This is a genomic window from Amycolatopsis sp. NPDC049159 (assembly GCF_040648295.1).
Taxonomy (GTDB): domain Bacteria; phylum Actinomycetota; class Actinomycetes; order Mycobacteriales; family Pseudonocardiaceae; genus Amycolatopsis; species Amycolatopsis pretoriensis_A.
This window is the reverse complement of the sequence record NZ_JBEZDL010000006.1, coordinates 133,225-155,314: the sequence shown is the minus strand read 5'-3', so window position 1 is coordinate 155,314 and position 22,090 is coordinate 133,225. Positions and strand designations below refer to the sequence as shown.

21 protein-coding genes and 2 pseudogenes are annotated in these 22,090 nt (G+C 72.1%); 11 read left to right on the top strand and 12 right to left on the bottom strand.

The window, feature by feature from the left end:
- Positions 1–188: 188 nt before the first annotated feature.
- From AB0B33_RS13660 to AB0B33_RS13650, 3 genes are all read right to left on the bottom strand, one after another.
- On the bottom strand, positions 189–518 hold the full coding sequence (locus AB0B33_RS13660) for a hypothetical protein (RefSeq protein WP_247023039.1): 330 nt from the start codon (positions 516–518) through the stop codon (positions 189–191).
- A gap of 167 nt (positions 519–685) precedes the next feature.
- On the bottom strand, positions 686–2,350 hold the full coding sequence (locus AB0B33_RS13655; protein WP_360770720.1) for a sulfatase: 1,665 nt from the start codon (positions 2,348–2,350) through the stop codon (positions 686–688).
- 96 nt (positions 2,351–2,446) lie between these two features.
- Positions 2,447–2,851: a PPOX class F420-dependent oxidoreductase gene (locus AB0B33_RS13650; protein WP_360770718.1), complete on the bottom strand. Its 405-nt coding sequence runs from the start codon at positions 2,849–2,851 to the stop codon at positions 2,447–2,449.
- 195 nt (positions 2,852–3,046) lie between these two features.
- Between AB0B33_RS13650 and AB0B33_RS13645 the strand changes: the two genes are divergently transcribed.
- The 8 genes and pseudogenes from AB0B33_RS13645 to AB0B33_RS13610 all read left to right on the top strand — a co-directional run bounded on the left by AB0B33_RS13645 (position 3,047) and on the right by AB0B33_RS13610 (position 9,779).
- Positions 3,047–3,241 carry an antitoxin gene (locus AB0B33_RS13645; protein WP_125316185.1) on the top strand — a complete coding sequence of 65 codons (195 nt, stop codon included), beginning with the start codon at positions 3,047–3,049 and terminating at the stop codon, positions 3,239–3,241.
- A gap of 74 nt (positions 3,242–3,315) precedes the next feature.
- Positions 3,316–4,488 carry a VanZ family protein gene (locus AB0B33_RS13640; protein WP_360770715.1) on the top strand — a complete coding sequence of 391 codons (1,173 nt, stop codon included), beginning with the start codon at positions 3,316–3,318 and terminating at the stop codon, positions 4,486–4,488.
- 98 nt (positions 4,489–4,586) lie between these two features.
- The gene (locus AB0B33_RS13635) at positions 4,587–4,970 is read left to right on the top strand and encodes an STAS domain-containing protein (protein ID WP_360770713.1); all 384 of its coding nucleotides are present in this window, start codon (positions 4,587–4,589) and stop codon (positions 4,968–4,970) included.
- Between the two features lie 92 nt (positions 4,971–5,062).
- On the top strand, positions 5,063–5,461 hold the full coding sequence (locus AB0B33_RS13630) for an ATP-binding protein (RefSeq protein ID WP_247023034.1): 399 nt from the start codon (positions 5,063–5,065) through the stop codon (positions 5,459–5,461).
- Entirely contained in the window at positions 5,454–7,079 is a 1,626-nt protein-coding gene (locus tag AB0B33_RS13625) for a PP2C family protein-serine/threonine phosphatase (protein ID WP_360770710.1), read from the top strand. Before AB0B33_RS13630 ends, AB0B33_RS13625 begins: the two co-directional genes overlap by 8 nt.
- Positions 7,076–8,146, top strand: a complete 1,071-nt coding sequence (locus AB0B33_RS13620) for a cobalamin-dependent protein (protein WP_360770707.1) — start codon at positions 7,076–7,078, stop codon at positions 8,144–8,146. Before AB0B33_RS13625 ends, AB0B33_RS13620 begins: the two co-directional genes overlap by 4 nt.
- Entirely contained in the window at positions 8,143–8,496 is a 354-nt protein-coding gene (locus tag AB0B33_RS13615; protein ID WP_360770704.1) for an STAS domain-containing protein, read from the top strand. Before AB0B33_RS13620 ends, AB0B33_RS13615 begins: the two co-directional genes overlap by 4 nt.
- Before the next feature lie 60 nt (positions 8,497–8,556).
- Positions 8,557–9,779: pseudogene (locus AB0B33_RS13610) on the top strand (DUF222 domain-containing protein).
- 444 nt (positions 9,780–10,223) lie between these two features.
- On the opposite strand, the gene AB0B33_RS13605 reads toward AB0B33_RS13610, so the two are convergent.
- Positions 10,224–12,287: an MMPL family transporter gene (locus tag AB0B33_RS13605; RefSeq protein ID WP_360770702.1), complete on the bottom strand. Its 2,064-nt coding sequence runs from the start codon at positions 12,285–12,287 to the stop codon at positions 10,224–10,226.
- A gap of 74 nt (positions 12,288–12,361) precedes the next feature.
- Here AB0B33_RS13605 and AB0B33_RS13600 point away from each other — a divergent pair, with 74 nt between their 5' ends.
- From AB0B33_RS13600 to AB0B33_RS13590, 3 genes are all read left to right on the top strand, one after another.
- Complete coding sequence (locus AB0B33_RS13600) at positions 12,362–12,796, top strand: MarR family transcriptional regulator (RefSeq protein WP_360770699.1); 435 nt, start codon at positions 12,362–12,364, stop codon at positions 12,794–12,796.
- A 30-nt stretch (positions 12,797–12,826) separates the two neighbouring features.
- Positions 12,827–12,949, top strand: coding sequence for a hypothetical protein (locus AB0B33_RS13595; protein ID WP_281506286.1), 123 nt, complete (start codon positions 12,827–12,829; stop codon positions 12,947–12,949).
- A 116-nt stretch (positions 12,950–13,065) separates the two neighbouring features.
- The gene (locus AB0B33_RS13590) at positions 13,066–13,497 is read left to right on the top strand and encodes a hypothetical protein (protein WP_360770696.1); all 432 of its coding nucleotides are present in this window, start codon (positions 13,066–13,068) and stop codon (positions 13,495–13,497) included.
- Between the two features lie 72 nt (positions 13,498–13,569).
- Here AB0B33_RS13590 and AB0B33_RS13585 read toward each other — a convergent pair whose 3' ends face one another.
- The 8 genes and pseudogenes from AB0B33_RS13585 to AB0B33_RS13550 all read right to left on the bottom strand — a co-directional run.
- Positions 13,570–14,196: a DUF4360 domain-containing protein gene (locus AB0B33_RS13585; RefSeq protein ID WP_360770693.1), complete on the bottom strand. Its 627-nt coding sequence runs from the start codon at positions 14,194–14,196 to the stop codon at positions 13,570–13,572.
- Positions 14,197–14,378: 182 nt separating this feature from the next.
- Positions 14,379–15,251, bottom strand: a complete 873-nt coding sequence (locus AB0B33_RS13580) for a spermidine synthase (RefSeq protein WP_360770690.1) — start codon at positions 15,249–15,251, stop codon at positions 14,379–14,381.
- Complete coding sequence (speD, locus tag AB0B33_RS13575) at positions 15,251–15,610, bottom strand: adenosylmethionine decarboxylase (protein ID WP_247023024.1); 360 nt, start codon at positions 15,608–15,610, stop codon at positions 15,251–15,253. The genes AB0B33_RS13580 and speD overlap by 1 nt, the downstream gene beginning before the upstream one ends.
- Positions 15,603–16,745, bottom strand: a complete 1,143-nt coding sequence (locus tag AB0B33_RS13570) for a type III PLP-dependent enzyme (protein WP_360770687.1) — start codon at positions 16,743–16,745, stop codon at positions 15,603–15,605. The genes speD and AB0B33_RS13570 overlap by 8 nt, the downstream gene beginning before the upstream one ends.
- A 22-nt stretch (positions 16,746–16,767) precedes the next feature.
- Positions 16,768–19,317: a DUF5127 domain-containing protein gene (locus AB0B33_RS13565; RefSeq protein WP_360770684.1), complete on the bottom strand. Its 2,550-nt coding sequence runs from the start codon at positions 19,315–19,317 to the stop codon at positions 16,768–16,770.
- 472 nt (positions 19,318–19,789) lie between these two features.
- A complete protein-coding gene (locus AB0B33_RS13560) occupies positions 19,790–20,266 on the bottom strand; it encodes an MSMEG_6728 family protein (RefSeq protein ID WP_360770681.1) in 477 nt (158 codons plus the stop codon).
- Positions 20,267–20,348: 82 nt separating this feature from the next.
- Positions 20,349–20,654 (bottom strand): DUF1883 domain-containing protein, encoded by a 306-nt coding sequence (locus AB0B33_RS13555; RefSeq protein ID WP_247023020.1) that lies wholly within the window; start codon positions 20,652–20,654, stop codon positions 20,349–20,351.
- A gap of 99 nt (positions 20,655–20,753) precedes the next feature.
- Positions 20,754–22,090, bottom strand: a pseudogene (locus AB0B33_RS13550) (hypothetical protein); the annotation flags it as partial.

The window sequence follows — 22,090 nt, the reverse complement described above, 5'->3', positions numbered from 1 at the left end:
GTCCCTCGCCGCCGACAGCTCACGTACCCGGCGTTCGAGTCCAGGAGAGCGTGCTCGCCGAGCTGACCACGGCCGAACCGGCCGGATCCGTTCGCGACGACCGCCGCGCTGGAAACTCTCCGTAAATCGCGCGCACGACACCGTCCGGTCACCCGGGAAATGGGTGACCGGACGGTTCCGTGCCCGAATCAGATTTCGTCGACCTGGTAGCCGACCACCCGCGCCGGCACCAGCAGCGCCCCGGCGCACTCCGCGACCGCCGGACCGAATCCGTACGGCACGAAATCACCGGCCACGAACCAGAACGCGGAACCGTTCGCGCAGTGCGCCAGCACGCGGTAGCCGTAGCCCTCGCCGGGGAAGCAGCTCACCGAGACGCCCTGCCCGAAGAGGGTGGCGTACCGCTCGCCGAAGCAGCCGGGTGGCGCGAAATCGCCGCCGGCCGCGGCCGCGGGTACGACCGTCAGACCGAACAGCGAAAACAAAGCGACCCCGAGAACCGCCAATTTCCTTCGCATGACCACTCCTCAGCGCGGAGAACCCGACGTCGAGAAGCGTAGAAGTGCGGAAGAATTACCGGCAATTCATCGGGCCAGTGAATTCGCGCGCAGCGGAAAGTCACGGCACTGCTCCATCCGGGCTAGCCCGCGACCCTGGACGGATGGCGTGCTCCTTCCGTGGCCGGTCAACGAGCGAACGCCGTCAGGAACCGGTCGCGGAACGAGTCCATTTTCCACACCGGCGCCCGCGCGGCCGGGTGCAGCCCGTCCGTCCAGCCCCAGCCGGAAATCCGGTCCAGCACCTTCGGGTCCTTCGCCACGATCGTGATCGGCACGTCGTGCACCGCCCCCTGCGGCGTGACCACCGGTGGCTGGTGGTCGCCGAGGAACACCAGCACCGTGTTTTCGTCGCCGTAGTGCTGCATGAACGAGATCAGCGTCTTCAGCGAGTAGTCCGTGGCGTCGCGGTAGGCGTCGCGGATCTTCGCGGGGTCCTTCCAGACCGATTCCGGCGCTTCGCCCGCCGCCGGCTGCGGGGCGAAGACCGAGCCGTCGCCGACCTGGTTCCAGTCGACCAGCCAGGGGCGCGGCGACCACGGTGCGTGGCTGGACACGAGGTCGACCTCGGCCATCACCGGTCCCGCCTTCGAGAGTTCCTTGCGCTGCAGCATCGACATCGTGAACTGGTCGGGCATGGTCGCGTAGGCGTAGCCCGGACCGTGGTAGCCGATGGCGCGGGCGTCGTAGTAGGCGTCCGGGTGGTAGAACTTCTGCCCCTCCGGCCAGTCCTTCGTGTGCGCGGGCACGTCCCAGACCGTCCGCCAGCCGGCGCGCTGGAACGCGCCGCCGAGGGTGAGCCGGTCGCTGGCGAGGAGGTCGTTGTAGCGCTGCTGGTTGTCGATCCACATGCCCGACTGCACCGTCGAGTGGGCCAGCCAGCTGCCGCCGCCGAACGTCGAGGACGACAGGAAAGCGCTCTTCGCGCCGATGCCCGCCGCGCGCAGCTCCGCGGTGCCGGCGTCGAGCGTCGCACCGATCTTCGGGCCGATCGCCGGGTCGTCGAGCGCGACGCGGCCGTAGCTCTCGACGAAGGTGAGCACGACGTTCTTGCCGCGCAGCCCGTTCAGCAGCTGCGCACCGGGGGTGACGCGGAACGCGTCTTCCGCCGCCACCTCGCCGAACGGGCGCTGCTCCCGCAGGTCGGCGCCCACCTGCCGCAGGTCGCCGTAGGCCAGCGCGGCGGCGCTCTGCGCGGCCACCGGCTGGCCGGGCGCGATCTCGACGCCGAACACCGAGCAGACGATCCAGACGACCCCGAGCACCGCCACGACCCGCGTCGCCGCGGTCCGGCGCCCGGCCGCGACGCGCGAGAGCCGCAGCATCGCCAGCACCATGAGCACCACGACGACCACCGCGAGCACGCCGGCGCCGATGAGCGCGCCGACGGTGGCCGCGTCCCCGATCTGGCCGGCCAGGAACTCGACACCGGCGCGGAAGAAGCTCCAGTCGTAAACCGGGTCGAACGGCTTCTCGAGGGTGGCGTAGAACCCGGTGTCGAGCGCCTTCATCAAGGTCAGGAGCCCCAGCACCAGACCGAAGAGGACGGCGACGACGCGGCGCGGACGCGGCGGCAGCACCAGCACGAACGCGGCGACGACGACACCCTCCACCGGCACCCGCACGAGCGCCTCGGCCGAGAACGCCGTGAGGTCGTCCGGCGCGAGGAGCGCGAACAGCACGAGCAGCGCCGCCAGCGCCGTCAGCACCCGGCCCGCGACGGCGTGCCGGCGGCCGGGCCGGGGCAGGCCGAAGTCGGGCAGGGGCGCGGCCGGGGCGGTTCTTCCAAGCATGCGGGCCTCACGTCGTCGATCGCGGCGGTGACCGCCCGGCCCGTGCGGCGGGACCGGCGATCCTCACCCGGTATACGGGCCGGGCCGCCGAGTGGTTCACGCCCGGCCCGCGGGCGGCCACAGGTACACCTTTTCCGGGAGGATCCGGACGACGACCCGCCGCGCGCCCGGCTCGGGCGGCGGCGCCGCCCCGCCCATGTGGCGGGCGTACATTTCGTGCAGCAGCACCTTTTCCGGGTCTTCGGTGAGCTCCACGCTCCCCCGGATCTCGACGTACCGGCCGGGCTCGCCGGCGACCAGCAGGCTGACCCGCGGGTCGCGCAGCATGTTCCGGGTCTTCAGCCGCCCGTGGATCGTGCTGAAGACGACCGCGTCGCCGTCGCGCTTCACGAAGATCACCGACGACTGCGGCCTGCCGTCGGCGTTCGAGGTCGCGAGCACGGCGGTGTGCGGGCCGTCCAGCACCTCGCGGGCGGCGGCGTTCAGGAGGGGATCGCTCATGCCGGTACCGACCGGCGCCGTCCCGGAAAGGAATCGGCCCTTACCCCGAAGCCTCGGGCCCAAACCCCGCGCACCACCTTTCACCCGCTAAAACACCGGAAATCCCCGCGACGGGTGCCTCGTGGTTGCGGCCGCCGGGAGCCGGTGTTCTCCTCGGGACGACCGATGATCGAATTCCGGACGGAGGCAGGACGGATGAACCTGTTCGACAAGGCCAAGGAAGCGCTCGGGAAGAACCCGGAGCAGGCCGACCAGGGTGTCGACAAGGCCGCCGAGGCCGCGAAGCAGCGGTTCGGCGAGCACTCCGACAAGATCGACCAGGGCTCCGACAAGGTGAAGGACTTCCTGCACAAGCAGGGCGGCGGGCAGCAGGACGCGCCTCCGCAGTGACCGGCCGCCGGTGAAACCCAGCCGTCCGGGGGAAGCACGCTTCACCTCCCGCGCGGCTGGGTACCACCGGCTCCGTGGTCGCCACCTACCTCGTCCCCGTCCGCACCGCCCTCCTCCTCTTCCCGCTGCTCGTGCTGGCCGTCATGCTGCCGGCCGCGTTCGTCAGCTACCGCCGCCGCGGCCGCGCCGGCGGCTGGCCGACCTTCGTCTTCTACACGTTCCTCTTCTACCTGCTGGCGATCGCGACGCAGACGGTGCTGCCGCTGCCCGCCGATCCGGCGTACTGCGCGGGGCACACGTACGCGAGTTCTCCCCAGTTGCGGCCTTTCTACTTCGTCGAAGTGGTCTCGCAGCGCGCCCGCGGGCACTGGAGCCCCGGCGCGCTCCTGCACAACCCCGCGGTCTGGACCACGGCGCTCAACGTCGTGATGCTGGCGCCGCTCGGCTTCTACGTCCGGTACGCGCAGCGGATGCGGCTGGTGCCCGCGGCCCTCATCGGCTTCGGCGTCTCCCTGTTCTTCGAGCTGACGCAGCTGACCGGCCTGTGGTTCGTCTACCCGTGCCCGTACCGGTTGTTCAGCGTCGACGACCTGATCCTCAACACCGCCGGTGTCGTCGTGGGCTGGCTCGTGGCCGGCCCGCTCGGCCGCCTGCTGCCCTCGCCGGAGCCGGAGCACGACCGGCGCCGCTACGCCGCGAAGGTCACCTTCACGCGGCGGCTCTTCGCGCTGGCCAGCGACCTGCTCGGGTTCGCCGCGCTGCTCGGCTTCCTCTTCGGCCTGCTCACGCTGTTCGGCGAGGACCTGCGCCACCGCGACACGCCGGTCGTGATCCTCGCCCTCGTCTGGTTCGTGGTGCTGCCCGCGGTGACCGGTTCGACCCCCGGCAAGCGCGCCATGCTGCTGCGGGTCACGCGCCGGGGCGGGCGCCGGGCCGGGCCTGTCTCGCTGCTGGTCCGCAACGGCGTGCTGCTGTCCCCGCTGTGGCTCGGCTGGTGGCTGCTGGACCTCGACCGCTGGGACCTCGGCAGCCACCCCGAGCAGCTGCTGCTGCCCGTCGCGCTCGCCGCGTCGGTGTTCGTGGTCGGGGTCTGGACGCCGCTGGCGGTGCTGCTCGACGACGAGCACCGCGCCCCCTACGAACGGCTGACCCGCACCGTCAACACCGCCATCGTGCCGCCCACCCCCGACGAGCCCGAACCGGCTGCCGAACCGCAGCCTCGGCAGCCTGTCCTCAAAGGACGGTGAACGGACACCGTGCTGCCCGCGCCGGGCGGCGCTGGTAGATTGCGTGCGGAACGGGTTGAGCCGCCAGCCCGTGTCCCGCTCCCCGACCTGGAGTTCGTATGACCACCGACGCAGCGCGGTCCCGGCAGCGATCTTCCGGTGACGGCTGGTCCCTGGAATGCTCCGAAGACGGGGACCTGAGCGTCTACACCCTGCGTGGTGAGTTCGACTTCGCGGTGTCCGCCAAGCTGGCGGCCCTGGTGCCGGCGGATCCCGGCGCCGCGCGGATCGTCGTGGACATGGCCGACGTGCAGTACTGCGACTCCAGCTGCCTGCAGGTCCTGCTGCGGCTCGGCCGTGAGCTGCTCCGGGCGGGTGGCCGCTTCGCCGTCGTGACGACCGCGCCCGTCGTGGTCCGGCCGATCGAACTGCTCGGGCTCGGCGACCTGATGCCGGTGCACCCGACCCTCGAAGCGGCCCTATCTTCCTGGGGAGACGCGTGACGAGCTCCGATACCCGTGTGAGCGGCCCCGGATCCGGGCATGAAGAAGGGGAAGGCCTCCCCCAGGGGCCGGGCACGGCGAAGGAGGCGGTTGTGAAGCTCCGCGATGTGCGGCACGAGCTCGGCATCTCCGCCGAGCTCTCCGAGCTGGCCCGGGTCCGCCACTGGGTGCGCACCGTGCTGTGCGATCTGCCGGTGAACGTCGTCAGCACCGCCGTGATGGTGGTGGACGAGCTGACTTCGAACGCGCTGCGCCACGGCCGCGCGCCCTACCACGTCCGGCTGCTGCCCGGCGCCGCCAAGCTGCGGATCGAGGTCGACGACGGCGGTGGCGAAACCGCCCGCCGCCGGGCGCCGTCCGACCACGGCGGCCGCGGGCTCCTGCTGGTGGAGCGCTGCGCCGCGGCGTGGGGCCAGCTGCGCCGGCCCAGCGGCAAGACCCTGTGGGCCGAGCTGGTCACCGACCCGGACCCGGCCGGAGCCCGTGGCTGACCGCGCGCGCACCGCGCCCGCCACCTCGGTCGACGCCGGCCGGGAGTGGGCCGCCGCCCCCATCGCGGCGGTCGTCGCGGACGGATCCGGGGTGATCCGCTCGCTCAACGAGGCCGCCCGCCTGCTCTTCCCCGCCGCCGCTCCCGGCCGGCCGCTCGACGGCGCGGTCGCGGACTGGCTGGCCGCCGCCCACGGCCCCGGCGGGGTCGCCCGCGGCGAGGTCGGCGAGCGGTCGTTCGCGGCGCACCCGATCCTGCACGGCGACGCCGTGACGTGGTGGCTCGTGGACGAGACCGACGCCCGCGTGGCCCGCGACGCCCTGGCCCGCGAGCAGGAGCGGACCGCCTTCCTGAGCGACGCGTCGGCCGCCCTGCTGGGCTCGCTCAACCTCGAACGCTGCATGGAGGTCGCCGCCCGGCTGGCCGCGGAGCACCTCGCCGACGCCGCGCTGGTCCTGGCCCCCACCCACAGCGGGAGCTTCCCCGCCGTCGCCTGCGTGCGCGGCGGCGAACCGGCCCGCTCCCGGCTGGTGATCGACCCGGACGAGCTGCCCGGCCTCGGCGAGGCCCTGCAGGGCTTCCCGCCGGTGCCTTCGCGCTGGCTCGACCCGGACGCGGCACCCAGCTGGGTGCTGCCCGCGGGGTTCGGTCCGGTCGGGTCGATCGTCGTGACGCCGCTGCCCGGCCACGGCGTGCCCGCCGGCGCACTGGTGCTGCTGCGCCGCGGCGACCGGGCGTCCTTCTCCGACCAGGAAGAGCTCTTCGCGCGGCTGTTCGCGGCCCGCGCCGGCGCGGCGATGTCGGCGGCGCGGGTGTTCGCGCTGCAGGCGTCCATCACGGACACGCTGATGCGCGAGCTGCTGCCGCCCACCCTGGAGCAGCTCGGCGGCGTCGAGTTCGCCGGCCGCTACCGCCCGGCCCGCGACGGCGAGCGGATCGGCGGCGACTTCTACGACGTCCACTCCGCCGTCACCGCCGATGGCGACGACGAGTCGCTGGCCGTGCTCGGCGACGTCTGCGGCAAGGGTCTCGAAGCGGCCGTGCTGACCGGCAAGATCCGCACGACGCTGCGGGCGCTGCTGCCGATGGCCGGCGAGCACCACCGGCTGCTCGACCTGCTGAACCGCACGCTCGGCGACAACGCCGACGCCCGGTACGTCACGCTGGTGCTGGCCTCCGCGCGCCGCGAAGGCGCGACAGTCCGGCTGCGCGTCACCGCCGCCGGGCACCCGCCGCCCCTGATCGTGCGGGCCGACGGGCGGGTCGAGGAGGCGAAGACGCAGGGCAGCCTCATCGGCGTCCTGCCCGAGATCGAGTCGGTGAGCGCCGACGTCACGCTCAACCCGGGTGAGACCTGCCTGCTCTACACCGACGGGATCATCGAGGCGAAGGGCGGCCCGCTCGGGGACGCCATGTTCGGCGAGGACCGGCTCCACCAGGCCCTCGCCGAGTGCGCCAACATGCCCGCCGACGCCGTCGTCGAGCGGGTGCAGATGCTCGCCTCGCAGTGGATCGGGCGCGGCACCCACGACGACATGGCCGTGCTGGCGATCACCGCGCCGCGCGGGCAGCACCTGGCGGCGGTGGGCGGGCACGGCCGCGGGAGGTACACCGCATGAGCACCGCTACCCGCAGCACCGGGGTGGCCGAGCAGGCCGAGCGGCTCTGGGCCGCCGTCACGACCGGCGACGAGTACGCCGCCGGCGACGTCGTCGTCCAGGCGCTGAGCGATGGAACCGACCCGGAGAGCGTGCTGCTCGACGTGATCGCCGCGGTGCAGCGGCGGGTCGGACAGGAGTGGGCGGCCAACCGCCTGAGCGTCGCCCAGGAGCACGCCGCGACCGCGATCAACGACCGCGTGATCGCGACCTTCGGCCACGTCCTGGAGCGCCCGGAGCCGCACCTCGGCCGCGTCACGGTCGCGTGCGTCGACGGCGAATGGCACGCGATGCCGGCCCGGCTGCTGTCCGAGGTGCTGCGCCTGCGCGGGTTCCAGGTCGACTACCTCGGCGCGCAGGTCCCCGCCCCGCACCTGGTGGCCCACCTGCACCGGACCGGGCCGGACGCGGTCGCGCTGTCCAGCTCGATCGCGACCCGGCTGCCGACCGCGCACGCCACGATCACCGCCTGCCAGGCGGCCGCGACCCCGGTCATCGCGGGCGGCGCCGCCTTCGGCCCCGACGGCCGCTACGCGCGGCTGCTGGGCGCCGAAGCGTGGGCCCCGGACGCCCGGACGGCGGCCGACAGGCTCGCGAAGCCGCTCCCCCGCCCGCTCGCGGCCCACCAGCCGCTCGACGACCTGCCGCACCTGGCCGACCAGGAGTACACGCTGGTGACGCGCAGCTCCGGCCGGCTCGTGAAGGCGGTGCTGGCCGGGCTGGAGGAGCGCATCCCGGCGATGCGGGACTACACCGACCTGCAGCGCCAGTACACCGCCGAAGACCTGGCGCACATCGTCGAGTACCTGGCGACGGCGCTGTACGTCGGCGACGAAGAGCTGTTCACCGGGTTCCTGACCTGGACCGCGGGCATCCTCACGGCGCGGGGCGTCCCCGCCGCTTCGCTGGTGCCCGCCCTCGAACTCCTCGAAGCGGAGCTGCGCGACTTCCCGCGCGCCACCGGCCTGCTCCGAGCCGCCCGCACGCACCTGGTGGAGCCGGCCGCCGGAACGGAGCGAACGGCATGACCAGCGGCTTGACCTGCACCTGGACGATCGCGGACGAGGGCACGGCGCGCGTCACGGTCACCGGCGACCTCGAGTTCGCCACGGCCGGCCTGCTCGTGCGCCTGGTCGCCGACCGCCTGGCCGGTGATCCCGGCGTGCGGGAGGTGCGCCTCGACTGCGGCGAGATCGGCTTCTGCGACTCGTCCGGGTTGTCGGAGCTGATCAAGGTGCACCGCGCGGTCGTCGGGACGGGTCGTCGGTTGTTCTTGGACAACCGGAAGCCCGCGCTCGACCGTCTCTTTGCGCTGACGGGGACGGCGAAGTACCTGACCGGTGAGACTGCGGATTCGCGGGCGCTGCACGATTCTTAGGCTTTGACCTCCACCTGATCGAGTGATGAACAGATGTTCGGACACCGGTAATCTTGGTGTGTGGACAGAGAAGCGGCGTGGCAAGCGGACGCGGAGGCCTTGGCCGACCGTCTCCGTGGGCTGCTCACCGTCGTGCGGGCTGCCGAGGCGGAAATCGGAACTCTGCTGGTGGAAATCGAGTCGCGTGGCGTGATGGAACTCTTCGGCTACCGCTGGTTGCCCGGTTACTCGAACACCTCGCCGACATTCCCCACGCAGCCGCCCAACGCACGGTCGCCCGAGCCCTCGCTCTCACCTCTGCGCACACCCTCGACTCGCCGCCCGCTATCGCCCCCGCCACCGGCGTCGCCGCTCTGACGGGATCCCTGAGCACCCCGATGATCGACACCATCATCGAGGCCGTGTTGCGGATCCCCGTCGAGCACCGCGACACCGCCGAACAGGACCTGCTCGCCTTCGCCGCCGACGCAGGCCACAAACAAGTCGCCGCCCTCGGCACCCGAATCCTGGCCCACCTCGACCCTGACGGCACCGAGCCCGAGGACACCGAACCCATCGCCCCGGCCCGGGAACTGTCGTTGCGCCGCAAAAGAACCGGGATCTGGGAACTGTCGGGCCGGTTCGACGACGAAACCGGCACCCGAGCGAGCGCCCTGCTCGACGCGCTGGCCGAACGCCGCACTTCCGACGACGGCGGAGACTTCCGTTCCCCGCAGGAACGCTACGGCGACGCCTTCTCCGACGCCATCGACCTGGCCCTGAACTCCCCAGAGCTCCCGACCCAGGCCGGTGAACGCGCCCACCTCCTGGTTGCCGTCTCCCTGTCGGACCTGCAATCCGGCCTCGGCCAGGCGACCCTGGGCGACACCGGCCGGATCTCCGCGGTCGAGGCCCGCATCCACGCCTGCGACTGCAAACTGATCCCCACCGTCCTCGGCGCCGCCAGTGAACCTCTGGACTTGGGGAGAGCCCGCCGCCTGATCTCCCCCGACCTCCGCCGAGCCCTGTTCCTCCGTGACCGAGGCTGCGCCTTCCCCGGCTGCCACCGCCCACCCCGGCACTGCCAAGGCCACCACATCCGCCACTGGGCCAACGGCGGCCCCACCGATCTCGCGAACCTGGTCCTGCTCTGCGCCCACCATCACCGCTTGATGCACCGCTCGGGTTGGCAGGTCCGCCTCGCGACCGACGGCCACCCCGAATTCCTACCCCCACGTTTCCTGGACAAACGCCGAAAACCCCGGCGCAATAACCTGCATCAACCATTGCCCTTCGCAGCGTGATGGGATCGGCCCGCAGCCACCGGCTGCGGGCCCAGACCCATGTCCACAGATGTTCTGCTCGCATATACAGCAGTCCGCGGCCGGTCGGGCGGTGCGGGCCTGCCTACTCGCTACAGCGAGCTCGTGCCCTAGGGACGGACTCCTCGAACCCGCGGAACGGACCCCGCACGAGCGATTGCTCAAGTGAACCGCGCACGGGACCGTGGCAACGGATCCCTTGGCGGTGGTCTTCACCCCCGGTCAGGCCGGAGACAACCCGCAGCGGGTGCGGGGTCGGACGGGTGCTGGCCGACAAGGCCTACACCCAGCCTCTCCAAGCTGCGCAACGTAATCGAGCCCGGCTCAAGCAATTCCGCGGCCCGGCCACCTGGATACGCCAAACAAGCGGCCTACCACCGCGCCTGCATCGGCCTTCGCCTCCGATGAAGACCCCCAGGACACGCCCTACTTCTCCGCGCGGGCCAGCTTCGACGGCCACCACACGCGGCGCCCCACGTCCACGGTCAGCGCCGGCACCAGCAGCGACCGCACCAGCAGCGTGTCCAGCAAGACGCCGAACGCGACGATGAACGCGATCTGCGCCAGGAACAGGATCGGGATGACCGCCAGCGCCGAGAACGTCGCCGCCAGCACGACGCCGGCTGACGTGATCACCCCGCCGGTCAGCGACAGCCCGCGCAGCGTGCCGGCGAGTGTTCCGCGGGTCAGTGCTTCCTCGCGGACGCGGGTCATCAGGAAGATGTTGTAGTCGATCCCCAGCGCCACCAGGAAGACGAAGCCGAACAGCGGCACCACCGGATCCGCGCCCGGGAAGCCGAAGATGTGGTTGAACACCAGCGCCGACACGCCCATCGTCGCCGCGAACGACAGGACCACCGTGGCGATCAGCAGCAGGGGTGCGAGCAGCGACCGCAACAACAGCGCCAGCACCAGGAAGATCACCAGCAGCACGATCGGGATGATCAGCGCGCGGTCGTGCTTGGACGTCTGCTGCGTGTCCAGCTGGATCGCCGTCGGGCCGCCGACCTTCGCGTTCGCGCCCGGTACCGCGTGGACGGCGTCGCGCAGCTTGCCGACCGTCGCGACCGCCGCTTCCGAGTCCGCCGGGTCGTCGAGCACGGACAGGATCTGCACGCGGCCGTTCACGACCTTGGGCTTCCCGTCGGGGCCGGGCAGCGGGAACGACTGCGCGATTCCGTCCATCGTGGACGCCTGGAGCACCGCGGGCAGCGCGCCGGCGTCGGCGATCGTGATCGCCGGGGCACCGAGGCCGCCCGGGAAGTGGCGGCCGAGGATCTCCTGCCCCGTGCCGGATTCGACCTCGGTGAGGAACACGTCGGACTGCGCGGTGCCGGACGCCTTGAGCTGCGGCAGGAACGCGACGCCGACGCCGAGCACGAGCGCCGTCACCACCCAGACCGCCCGCGGGCGGCGGCCGACCAGCCCGGCCACCCGGCCCCAGATGCCCGCCGTCTCCGGGTGCGGCGAGCCGAGCGCGGGCTTGAACGGCCAGAACGCGCCGCGGCCGCACAGCGCCAGCGCCGCGGGCAGGAACGTGGTCGACGCCAGGAACGCGGCGCCGATGCCGATCGCCGCGACCGGCCCGAGTCCCTTGTTCGAGTTGAGGTCGCTGAACAGCAGGCACAGCACGCCGAGCACGACGGTTCCCGCGGACGCGGCGATCGGTTCCAGCGTCGCGCGCCAGGCGAGCCTCACCGCGTCGAAGCGGCTCGGGGTGTCTCGCAGCTGCTCGCGGAACCGCGCGACGAACAGGAGCGCGTAGTCAGTGGCCGCGCCGAAGACGAGGATCGAGAGGATGCCCTGGCTCTGGCCGTTGAGCGCGAGGACGTCGTTCTTGGCCAGCAGGTAGACGACGAGGCTGGCGAGCCCGAGCGCGAACACCGCCGAGAGCAGGACCAGGAACGGCAGCAGGGGGCTGCGGTAGACGACGATGAGGATCAGCGCGACCACCCCGCCCGCGACGAGCAGGAGGATGCCGTCGATGCCGCCGAACGCCTTCACCAGGTCGGCGATCTGCCCGGCGGGCCCGGTGACGAGCACGGTGAGCCCTTCGGGGCCGCCGGTGAGCTTCGCGCGGACCTCCTTGACGACCTCGCCGGGGTTGCCGTCGGCGAGGATCGGCACGCTGAGCTGCACGGCCTGGTCGTCCCGCGGCGCCTTTTCGGGGACTCCGAGCGGGCCGACGACGCCGGGCACGCTGCCGAGCTCGCGCGCCTTGGTCTCGAGGAACTGCCGGTCGGCGGCGGTCAGGCCGGCCGGGCGCTCGGCGACGACGGTCGCGGGCAGCACCTGGCGCGGGGTGAACGCCTTCTGCTCGTCGGAGACCTCGGTGGCCTCGGCCGAGCTCGGCAGGAACGCGGCGTTGTCGTTCTTCGCGACCTCGCTCAGCTTGCCGGCGAACGGCCCGCCGAACCCGCCCAGCCCGAGCCAGGCGACCACGAGCAACGCGGGGAGCAGCCAGCGGAGGCGGCGCGGGGAGTCGTTCATGGTCGCTAAGGTCCTTTCGAGGGCGAACACGCCCTATTGTTCAGCAGGCTGAACATTTTGCACGACGACGCGGAGTGACGGTGAGCACAGCCCCCGAACCCGACCTGAGCACGTGGCCCACCGGGCGCCTGCTCGCCGTCGCCGCCCGGCTGGTGGAGCAACGCTGGGTGACCGTCCTCGCCGGCATGGGGCTCACCCACGCGGGGCTGATCGCGCTGCACTCGCTGCGTGACGGGCCGCTCCCCCAGCGGACGCTCGCCCAGCACTGCCAGGTGACCGACCAGACCATGAGCCGCACGCTCGACCGCCTCGCGAAGGCGGGTTTCGTGACGCGGACGCCGGACCCGGCGGACGCCCGGCGTCACCTGACCCGGTTGACTTCGGCCGGCCGGACGATCCACGAACGGGCGGTGCGTGCCGAGCCCGCCCTGCTCGGCGGGCTCGGGGCGGACGACGCTTTCCGCGCCCGGCTGCTGGAGGTGATCACGAGCCTGTCGGCGGGCGATTGAGACGTCGCGGGGCTGGGTAGGTTCCCTGGCATGTGGATCGCGGTGAGCACCCCAGTGGCCCTCCTGATCGCTACCGTCCTGATGGAGCGGTTCGAACGACGATGCCGCCTGGTGCCGACCGCCGAGACCGAACAGCCTCGCGTCGCACGCTGACCCCTCATTTGTGATCCACGTCTCACTCTCCTCCCACGAGAACCTCGGGCCCGTCCCCCGGCGACTGACCGGGTGGATCCGGCGGACCGAGACCGGGTTCAAGGGAGGAGAACACCATGCGCAGCAACCCGAAAACCGTTCGCACCGCACTCGGCCTGGCCCTCGCGGCCGGCCTGGTCACGGCGGCGAGCATCGGGATGGCCGGGGGCGCGACGGCGCAACCGGGGAGCACGGAGGGGACGATGACGAACGCGAACCAGCCCCCGAAGGGGGCGCGGGCCACCGTGCAGGTGAGCCCCAACCCGACCACCCACCGCGGCCAAGAGGTGACGATCACCGGCGACTGCGGCGGCGGCACGGGCTTGAAGTCCGTGCTCGGCGGCTTCCCGGAGCGGCCGGCACTCGAGAACATCCGGATCCTGTCGGCCGGCCCGGACCACTTCGTGGCCAAGGCCACCGTGGTGCAGACCATCGGCAACGGGGTGGGCCCGGTCTTCGTGGACTGCGGTGGCGAAGCGGGCGTGACCCTGCTGGTCACCCACGTCTGAGCGCGTGAACGGGCGGACCGCCCACCGGCGGGGTCCCGGTGAGCGGTCCGTTTCCGGCAATGCCCGCGGAATTCAGCAGGTCTTCCACGCGAAGTGGTAAATCGTGTCCACGCTCGCGTGTTCGGAATCCATTTCGATGAAAGTCGCACCACTCGAGGTGCCCGCGTCCGCCCGCAGTTCCGCGTTGACGTTCAGGTTGCGGCTCTCCCCGCACGGGGCGAACACCAGCTCCGCGACCTCGGTCACGTCCGAGGCCCGCCACACGCCGTGGAACGGGCCGGGGAAGGTGTGGCGCACCCGCGCGGTCGGCGACGTCCCCGCGAAGTAGTAGTTGGCCTGCTCGAGCGCGCTCGCCCCGCTCTCGATGTGCGCGAAGCCGCGGTACTCGGCTTCGGCGATCGCGTACGTGAACCCTTGCGGGACATGGACGAGCACGTTGATCTGACAGTTCTTCCGGGCTTCGAGCGCCGGAGCGCCGCCGCCGGCCTTGGCGGTGAAGTTCGTGTAGTGCACCGTGAAGGACGTGTTGTCCGAGGCGACGTCCGCCGACGCGGTGGCGGTGCCGGCCGGGCAGCCGGAGCCGTTGACGGTCTTGATGTCGAGCGTGATCTTTTCGGTCGGAGCCGAAGCGGCCGAGGAATCGACGGGAACTGCGAGCGCGGACAGAACCATTCCGGCGACGACCGAAACAACGAACATGACGCTCCTCCAAACGGGCCACGGTGCCTGGTGATCGAGCCGATCGCGCGCGGAGCAGATCGTAGCGCGATCGCAACCTATTCGACGGCCACTGAACGGAGTAACACCACCGCGAAGAGTACGGGAAATCCATTTCCCGCAATTTCACGGCAAAAAACGAGGAATACACGGATGTTCGAAGGTCAAGAGTGGTCCGGACCACTCCCGTGCCGGAGCGAATACGGCGGGGTCGCGCCGCCGAGGAGCGCCTCGGCGTCCAGCGTCGCCGCCGCGCTCCCCCGCTCCGCGAACCGCCGCGCCACCAGCGCGCCCGGGTCGTCGACCTGGTCGGCGCGGCCGGACAGGAACGCCCACTCGTGCTCGTCGGACCCGAAGTACAGGACCGTGCCGAACACCTCGCGGAACCGGCGCCACGACGCCCGCAGCGTCTCGTTGCGCCACAGCGTCGGGCAGCCCGCCTGGCCGGTCACCACGCCGCCGGGCGCGAGCAGCCGCGCGCAGCGGGTGAGGAAGTCCGTGCCGTACAAGCGGTTGTGCTGCGCGTCCGGGTCGGTGTTCTCGTCCGGCAGGTCGATCACGACGACGTCGTAGGTCAGCCCCTGGTCCGCCGCCGCGGCCAGGAACGTCCAGCCGTCCTCGAAGGACACCCGGATCGGGCCTTCGCCCCGCGAAGCCCGCTCCAGCTCCGCCGGCGTGTAGCCGTAGGGCAGGTGCTCGGCGCAGGCGCGCACGGCCTGCTCGTCGATGTCGACGTGGTCGACGTGCGCCGCCCCGGCGGCCACCGCCAGCTGGGAGGCGACCCCTTCGCTCGACCCGATGACGAGCACCCGGCGCACCTGATCGGCCAGCAGCAGCGCGGGCAGCATCAGAGCTTCGTGGTAGACGAGCTGGCTCGCCTCGGTGCTCTGGCGCTCGCCGTCGCAGAACAGCGAGACCCCTTGCGCGGTCTTGCCGATCAGCACGTGCTGGTACGGCGTGCGCTCGTCGTACCCGACTTCGCCGACCTCCCACACGCGGGTGAGGCCGGGGCCGACCGGTTCGGGGATCTGGGGCATCAGCGTTCTCCGCGGTGCAGGACGGAAAGGTGGACCGAAGCGGCGTCCAGCGACTTCGCCAGCAACCGCAGCGCGTGCTCGGGGTCGGCGCGCTCGCCGCAGGTGAACACGTCGGCGAACAGCGAGCCGTGCTCGGGGTAGGTGTGCACGGACGCGTGCGACTCGGCCAGCAGCGCGATCACGGTGGCGCCCTGCGGCGCGAACCGCTTGGCGACGACGTCGACGACCGTGGCGCCCGCCTCGGTCACCGCGGCGCGCAGCAGCTCCCCCAGCCGCACGGGGTCGTCGAGCAGGCCGGGGTCGACGCCGTGCAGCTCGGCCAGCACGTGCCGCCCGGTGAACCGGCCGACCTCAGACATCCCCCCACCTCCCGAGGCAGTACGTGCGCAGCGGCTCGATGCCGTTGAAGCCCACCGACGCGTAGCTGGCGGTGTAGGCCCCGGTGCCCGCCACGTCGAGCCGGTCGCCGGTCCGCAAGGCCAGCGGCAGCTGGTACGGCGTCCGCTGGTAGAGCACGTCGTCGCCGTCGCAGGTCGGCCCGGCGAGCACGACCGGGCCGCTCGGGCCGCCGGGCGGGTCCACCGGCTCGAACCGGTAGGCGATCGCCTCGTTCTCGGCCTCGGCGAGGCCGTTGTAGCGGCCGATGTCGAGGTACACCCAGCGCCGCTCGCCCCGCTGCGCGACGAGCACGACCTCGGTCCGCAGCAGGCCCGCGTCGGCGACGAACACCCGGCCCGGCTCCAGCAGCAGCTCGGGCCGGTTCCCCGGGAAGTGCGTGTCGAGGGCCGCCGCGATCGTCGTCGCGTACGCGTCCAGCGACGGGACGCCGGTCCGGTGCGCGGTCGCGAAGCCGCCGCCGAGGTTGAGCCGCGTCATCGCAATGCCCTGCGCGCCGGCCTCGGCGAACAGCTTCGCCGCCGTGGCGATCCCGATGTCCCACGCGGTGACGTCGGGCTGCTGCGAGCCGACGTGGAAGGCGATGCCGGGCCGCAGCCCGAGCGCGGCCGCGCGCAGCACCAGGTCCAGCGCCTCGGCCGGCTCGCAGCCGAACTTGCGGCCGAACGGCGTCACCGAGTCCGGCGCGTCGAACACCACCCGGATCGACACGGCCGAGCCGGGCGCGTGGCGGCCCAGGTGGTCGACGTCGTCCGGGGCGTCCGAAGTGAACTCCCGGACGCCGTGCTCGAAGGCGAACGCGATGTCCCGCGGCTTCTTGATCGGGTTGCCGTAGGCGATGTCCGCCGGCTCGGCCCCTCGCGCCAGGCACAGCGCCAGTTCGGCGGGGCCGGCCACGTCGAAGCCGGCCCCGGCCGCCACCAGCGCGTCGAGCACCGGCGGCGCCGGGTTGGCCTTGACCGCGTACCGGATCAGCGCGCCGGGGAAGGCCGCGCGGAACTCCCGCGCCCGGGCGGCGACGACGTCGGTGTCTACGACCAGGCACGGCGTCGGCGGGTCCTGCTCGGCCAGGAACCGGCGGATGGGGTCGGCGCGCACGGCGCCAGTGTCGCAAACCGCGTCAGGCGAACCGCCACAGGTGGTCCGGTGTCCCGTTGTCGTCCCACTGGGTCACCTGGGCGCCGTCCGCCGTGGACTGCTGGTCGACGGCCATGACCTTGCCGCTGCGGACGTTGACGATCTTGGACCAGCCGCCGCCGGCGTCGACGATCCGCCAGTTGTGGTCCGGCGTGCCGTTGTCCTGGTACTGCTGGACGTGGGCGCCGTTGTCGAGGCTCTGGTCGTGCACCGCGAGGACCTTGCCGCTGTTGCGGTTGACGATCCGGACGGTGCCGTCGCCGTTGTCCACGACGGCCCAGAGGTGGTCGGCCGTGCCGTTGTCCGTCCACTGCGTGACCTCGGCGGTGTCGGCCAGCGCCATGTTCGAGACGGCGAGGACCTTGCCCGAACGCTGGTTCTGCAGCTTCCGCCACACCGTCGTCGACGCGGCCGGGCGGGTCAGCAGGGCGAGGTAGCCCCCGGCGACCGGGCGGGCCTGGAAGCCGCGCTGGGTCGCGTCGGCGACGACGTACCAGTCGGTGAACGCCACCCGCTGCGGCGTGCTGTTCGCGAAGCTGTAGACGCCCTCGACCAGGGTGGTGCGGATGTTCGGCTGGTCGGTGAGCCAGGCCGCGGTCCACAGTTCCCAGTCGGCCTTCGTGTAGTTGTTGCGCGGATCGAGCAGGACGCCGTGGGCGCCCGCGCGGGCCTGGTACCAGGCGGCCTCCTGCGCCGCGACGCCGAGCGGGACCAGGTCGAGGCCGAGCACGCGGTCGGCGAAGCCGTTGTACTTCAGGCTCCACGTACCGTCCTGGTCGTAGGCGAGCTTGAGGTGCTGGTTCGACGGGTCCTGCGCGAGCGTCACCCACTGGCTGATGTAGCTGCGGGAGGTCGAGCGGTAGCGCTGGGCGTCGGCGGTGTTGCCGACGGCGGCGGCGATGATCCCCATCGCCCCGACGCCGATGATGCCCTTGAGCGCGAGGTTGGCGCTGTGGGCGATGAAGCCGGTGAAGTCGTCGGTCTGGTTCTGGAAGCCGGGGTCGAGGGTCGCGCCGATCAGGTACTCGGCCCACTGCCGCAGGATCCGGTAGTGGGTGCTGGCGAAGGACAGGGCTTCGGCCGACGGGAGCCGCTGCACGAGCGCGGCCGCCATGATCAGCATGTTGGCCGACTCCTCGACCGGCATGCTCTCCTCGTTGCCGTCGTTGTGCCCGGCCGCGTCCGGGTAGTGCGCGCCGATGTCGTGCTCGGCGAACTGCATCGGCCAGCCGCCGTGCTCGGGGTAGTCGAGCAGCGGTTCCAGGATCAGCCGGAGGTAGGCCGGGGAAAGGTAGAGGTAGCCCGGGAACGCCGGGTAGGTGACGTCCACTGTGGACATGTTGCCGCTGGAGGAGATCTCCTTGAGGAAACCCCACGGCGAGCCGCCGCGGTCGACCAGCTCGGTGCCGCCGAAGGCCTGGCGCAGCGCGAGCGCGCAGATCGCGGCGTAGTGCTCGCCCGTGCTCCCGCCCCCGGCCGCGGCGACGGCGTCGTCGTGCAGGCGCTGGTCGATCGCGGTCGCGGCGGACAGCGCGCTCGCGTAGTCGTTCGCGAACCAGACGGCCATGTCCTGCCAGCTGCCCCAGTAGTGCGTCCACCAGGGGTTCAGGGTGGTGCCGAGGTAGCGGACGGCGGGCGTGCGGACGTGCCCGATCGAGAGCGTGAACGGCGCCGAGGAGCCACCGGCCGGGATGGTGCCGAGGTCCCGGTTGAACGCGAGCACCGGCCACCGGTCGCTGATCGCGCGCGGCTGGGCGGTGTCGCTGGTGTTGTTGAGGGCACCTTGACCGGCCGAAGCGGCGCGCACGACGGTGTCCTGCCCGATCTGCCAGCTCACCCCGGACGTGGGCGCGGCCAGCACGAGGGAGCCCCAGCTGGCCTGGTCGCCGTTCTCCTGGAGGACGCCCGGGCTGGCGGGGGTGCAGCTGAGGAGGGTGTAGCCGTTCCGTTGCTGCTGGGTCCAGGTGACCGGGGTCCCGGTGGTGCCGTGCACCCACTCGGCGGAGGTGTCGAAGTGCAGGTCGACGGCGTGCGCGCGCCCGTCGGCGCTGGCTGCCTGGACGGTCACGTAGCCGAAGGGCACGCTCTGGCGTTGCAGGTTCGCCGGGTCGACCGGTGAGAAGAACGTGACGGTGAGGTTCACGCCCCCGCCGGTGAGGACGTAGGTCGAGCGGGTGCCGGTGACCTGCAGGCTGACCTGCGTCATGGCGGTGAGGGCGGGACCGGACGGCAGCCCGGGAGCCCCGGCGAAGACGTACGCGGCGCCGTCGATGCGGGCGAGGCCGCACAGCGCGGTGACGTGCCCGGTCCAGAAGCCGGCCCAGGTCCCGGGCAGGTTGTCGGCGGGCTGCCAGGTGGACAGGTAGGGCGACCGGACGATGAGCGGCGTGGCGGGCGGCCGGATCGGGCTGAAGGTCCCGGCGACGGCGGCGGTCGCGGGCAACCAGAGCGCGGCGGCCACGGCGGCGGCGGTTCCCCCGGCGAGCCGGAGCAGGTCGCGACGGGTGAGGTGAGCACGTGCGGGCGAGGACATCGGTGACCCCTTCGACGGCGTGCGAACAGGCGCGGACCAACTTTTACATCGTTGGTACAACGTTGTAAATCCGCCGAAGGTCGGCTGGGAGGCGGGGTGCGGACCACGGGAGCCGCAGGTCCGGGGACGATTCGGACGTCGCGGACAGGGTGGTGGACCGGGTCGGGTGGCGCGGCGGGAGAACCGGCTCGCTGGGCGTTGGTCGCGGGCAGGCTCGCGGGGCGCTGGCCGGGCAGTGGCCCGGCCGCCGGTCGAGAGCCGGCGGCACCAGTCGAGAGCCGGCGGCGCCGGTGTGCGGCACCCGACCAGCACCTCCCCCGGGCAGCGCCGGCCGCAGCGAGCCGCTCGTGGCAGCCCGGTCGGTCCCAGGTGTTCCCGGTCCGGCCCGCCCCGGCTTCCGGCGTAGTAAGCCGGGGCGGCCATAGGCTGTTTCGGCAACGCCGGGCAGCTCCATCCCGGGCTGCGCGCGACCTCAGGCCGTGCGCGCGGGGCGGTCCGAAGGCGGCCACACGTACGGCAAGTCCGCCTCCACGTCCGGGAACTGCGCGCCGTAGTGGTCCGGGTCCTTGCGCACCAGTGCGGACTGGTGGCTGCGGTGCACCGCGTCGTCGCCCAGCCAAGGCGGCAGCTCGCCGGCGGCCGCGAGCTCGGCCTGCGTGCGGATCGTGGTGCCGCCGAGGGATCGCGTGTACTCGTCGGCGAGCTTCACCGCGCACGTGTCGGCCGCACCCAGGGCGCGCCACACCGCGCAGACCTCGAAGCCGTAGCGGGTCAGGGCTTCTTCGTAGCCGGTCCACATCTTGGCCGCGGGGTGGTGGCGCCAGCCGTAACCCGGCACGACCAGCGCGCGCAGCACCTGGAGTGCTTCGACGCGCTGTTTGCCGAGCCGGCGCCGGTCGAGTGTGCGGGCGCTGGCCGTGAAGTCGGCGCAAGGCAGGAACGTCTGCATCGGACGCGGGTTACCCCGCCGCCGGGCGCCCACACGTGGATCCCTCCGCGGCCCGGGGTCCGGGGGCCGCGGAGGGACCGGATCACCGGCGGTCCGTGCGTCCCTTGGCCGCGGCGGCCGGTTCCGGCTCGACGCTCACCCGCGGGCGCAAGGGCAGGTTTTCCAGCCCCTCTACGTCGAGCACCAGGAACCAGTGGGCGTTGGCGGGGATGTGGATCTTGAACATCGGTGCGGTGGCCACCCCGCCGTGCATCCGGTAGTACTGCCGGCGCCGGTATGCCTGGAAGTTGACCTCCGTCAGGAGCCTGACGTTGGCCATCGCGTCCAGGCGGACGGTGACCACCGCGTCTCTTCGCACTTTCCCGAGGTCGAACACGTTCGCTTCCATTACGTCCCTCTTCCACGCGTGGTTGGTCGGTTCGAGTTCTGGTCGCGGGCAGCGCGGATCGCGCCGCGAATCGCGACGGAGCGGAAGATCGAGACGGGCCTAGCCGGGACCGGTGCCCGGTTCGCAGGGCCGGAAGAGCGGCACGAAGTCCTCGGACACCCGCGCGTCGGGCCGCAGGTCGCGGGTCCCGTGGTAGGAGGTCAGGAACGCGGGCGGAATGGAACTGCCGCCACTACCGGCGAGATCGGACGGCACCGGCGCCCCGGGAACCATCGGCGCGGGCGGGGTCTTCGCGGGTCCCCGGCCGGCTTGGGACGTCCGGTCCGGCTGGTGCGCCGGACGTGCCCGGTGCGCCTTTTGCCCCGGCCGCTGGATTTCCGCGGCGTACAGCCGGCTGTGCTCAGACGTGGTCACGTTCGCGGGCACTGGGAGAACGGCTTTCCGCGACGGCGGTGTGAACTTCCCCTGCAACACGGGCGGCTCGACGACATCGGGCACGGGCCTGGGCCGCGATTCACCGCCGTTCCCGGCGGTGCCGGTCACGGGAGCGACGATCGGCTCGACGGTGTTCACCACCGGCTGCACGACATCGGTCACCGGCGCGAGAACTCTGGTGGCGGTCCTGGTCACGGGCGACAGCACCGGCCCGACCGCGCGCACGACGGGCTTCACCACGGCGCCGACGGTGCAGGTCACCGGCCTCGCCACGACTTGCACGACATCGGTCACCGGGTCGAGCAAGGTCCCCGCGACGACACCTGCGGTCTCGCCGACCGGCTTGACGGCACTCGTCACCGGCCCGGCGATCGAGGCAACGGGTCCGACCACAGCAGCAGCCGCATTGGTAATCGGCTCGGCGGAGCGCACGACCCGCGCTATCGGCTCGAGCACGGGTGTGACGGGCTTGGTGACAGCCTCAACGGACCGCACCACCGGCGCAGTCCCCAGAGCGGCCACCGGCTCGGCAGCGCGGGCGGCCTGGGATACGGGCCCGACCACCGAAACCACCGCGGCGGCCACCGGCTCCGCCGCGCGAGCGGCCTGCCCAGTGAGCTCGACCAGCGGCTCGGCCGAGCGCACAGCCTGGGCAACCACCGGCGAAACCACACCAGCAGCCATCGACCCGGCTGAGCGGGCAGCTTGCGCCCCCGGCTCAACCACTGGCGAAACCGCACCAGCAGCCACCGACCCAGCCGAGCGGGCAGCCCGCGCTCCCTGCGCAGCCACCGGCACAACCACACCAGCAGCCACCGAACCGGCCGAGCGGGCAACGTGCGCCCCCGGCGAAACCACACCGGCGGCCACCGATCCGGCTGAGCGAGCAACGTGTGCCGCTGGCAAAACCACACCAGCAGCCACCGAACCGGCCGAGCGGGCAACGTGCGCCCCCGGCGAAACCACACCGGCGGCCACCGATCCGGCTGAGCGAGCAACGT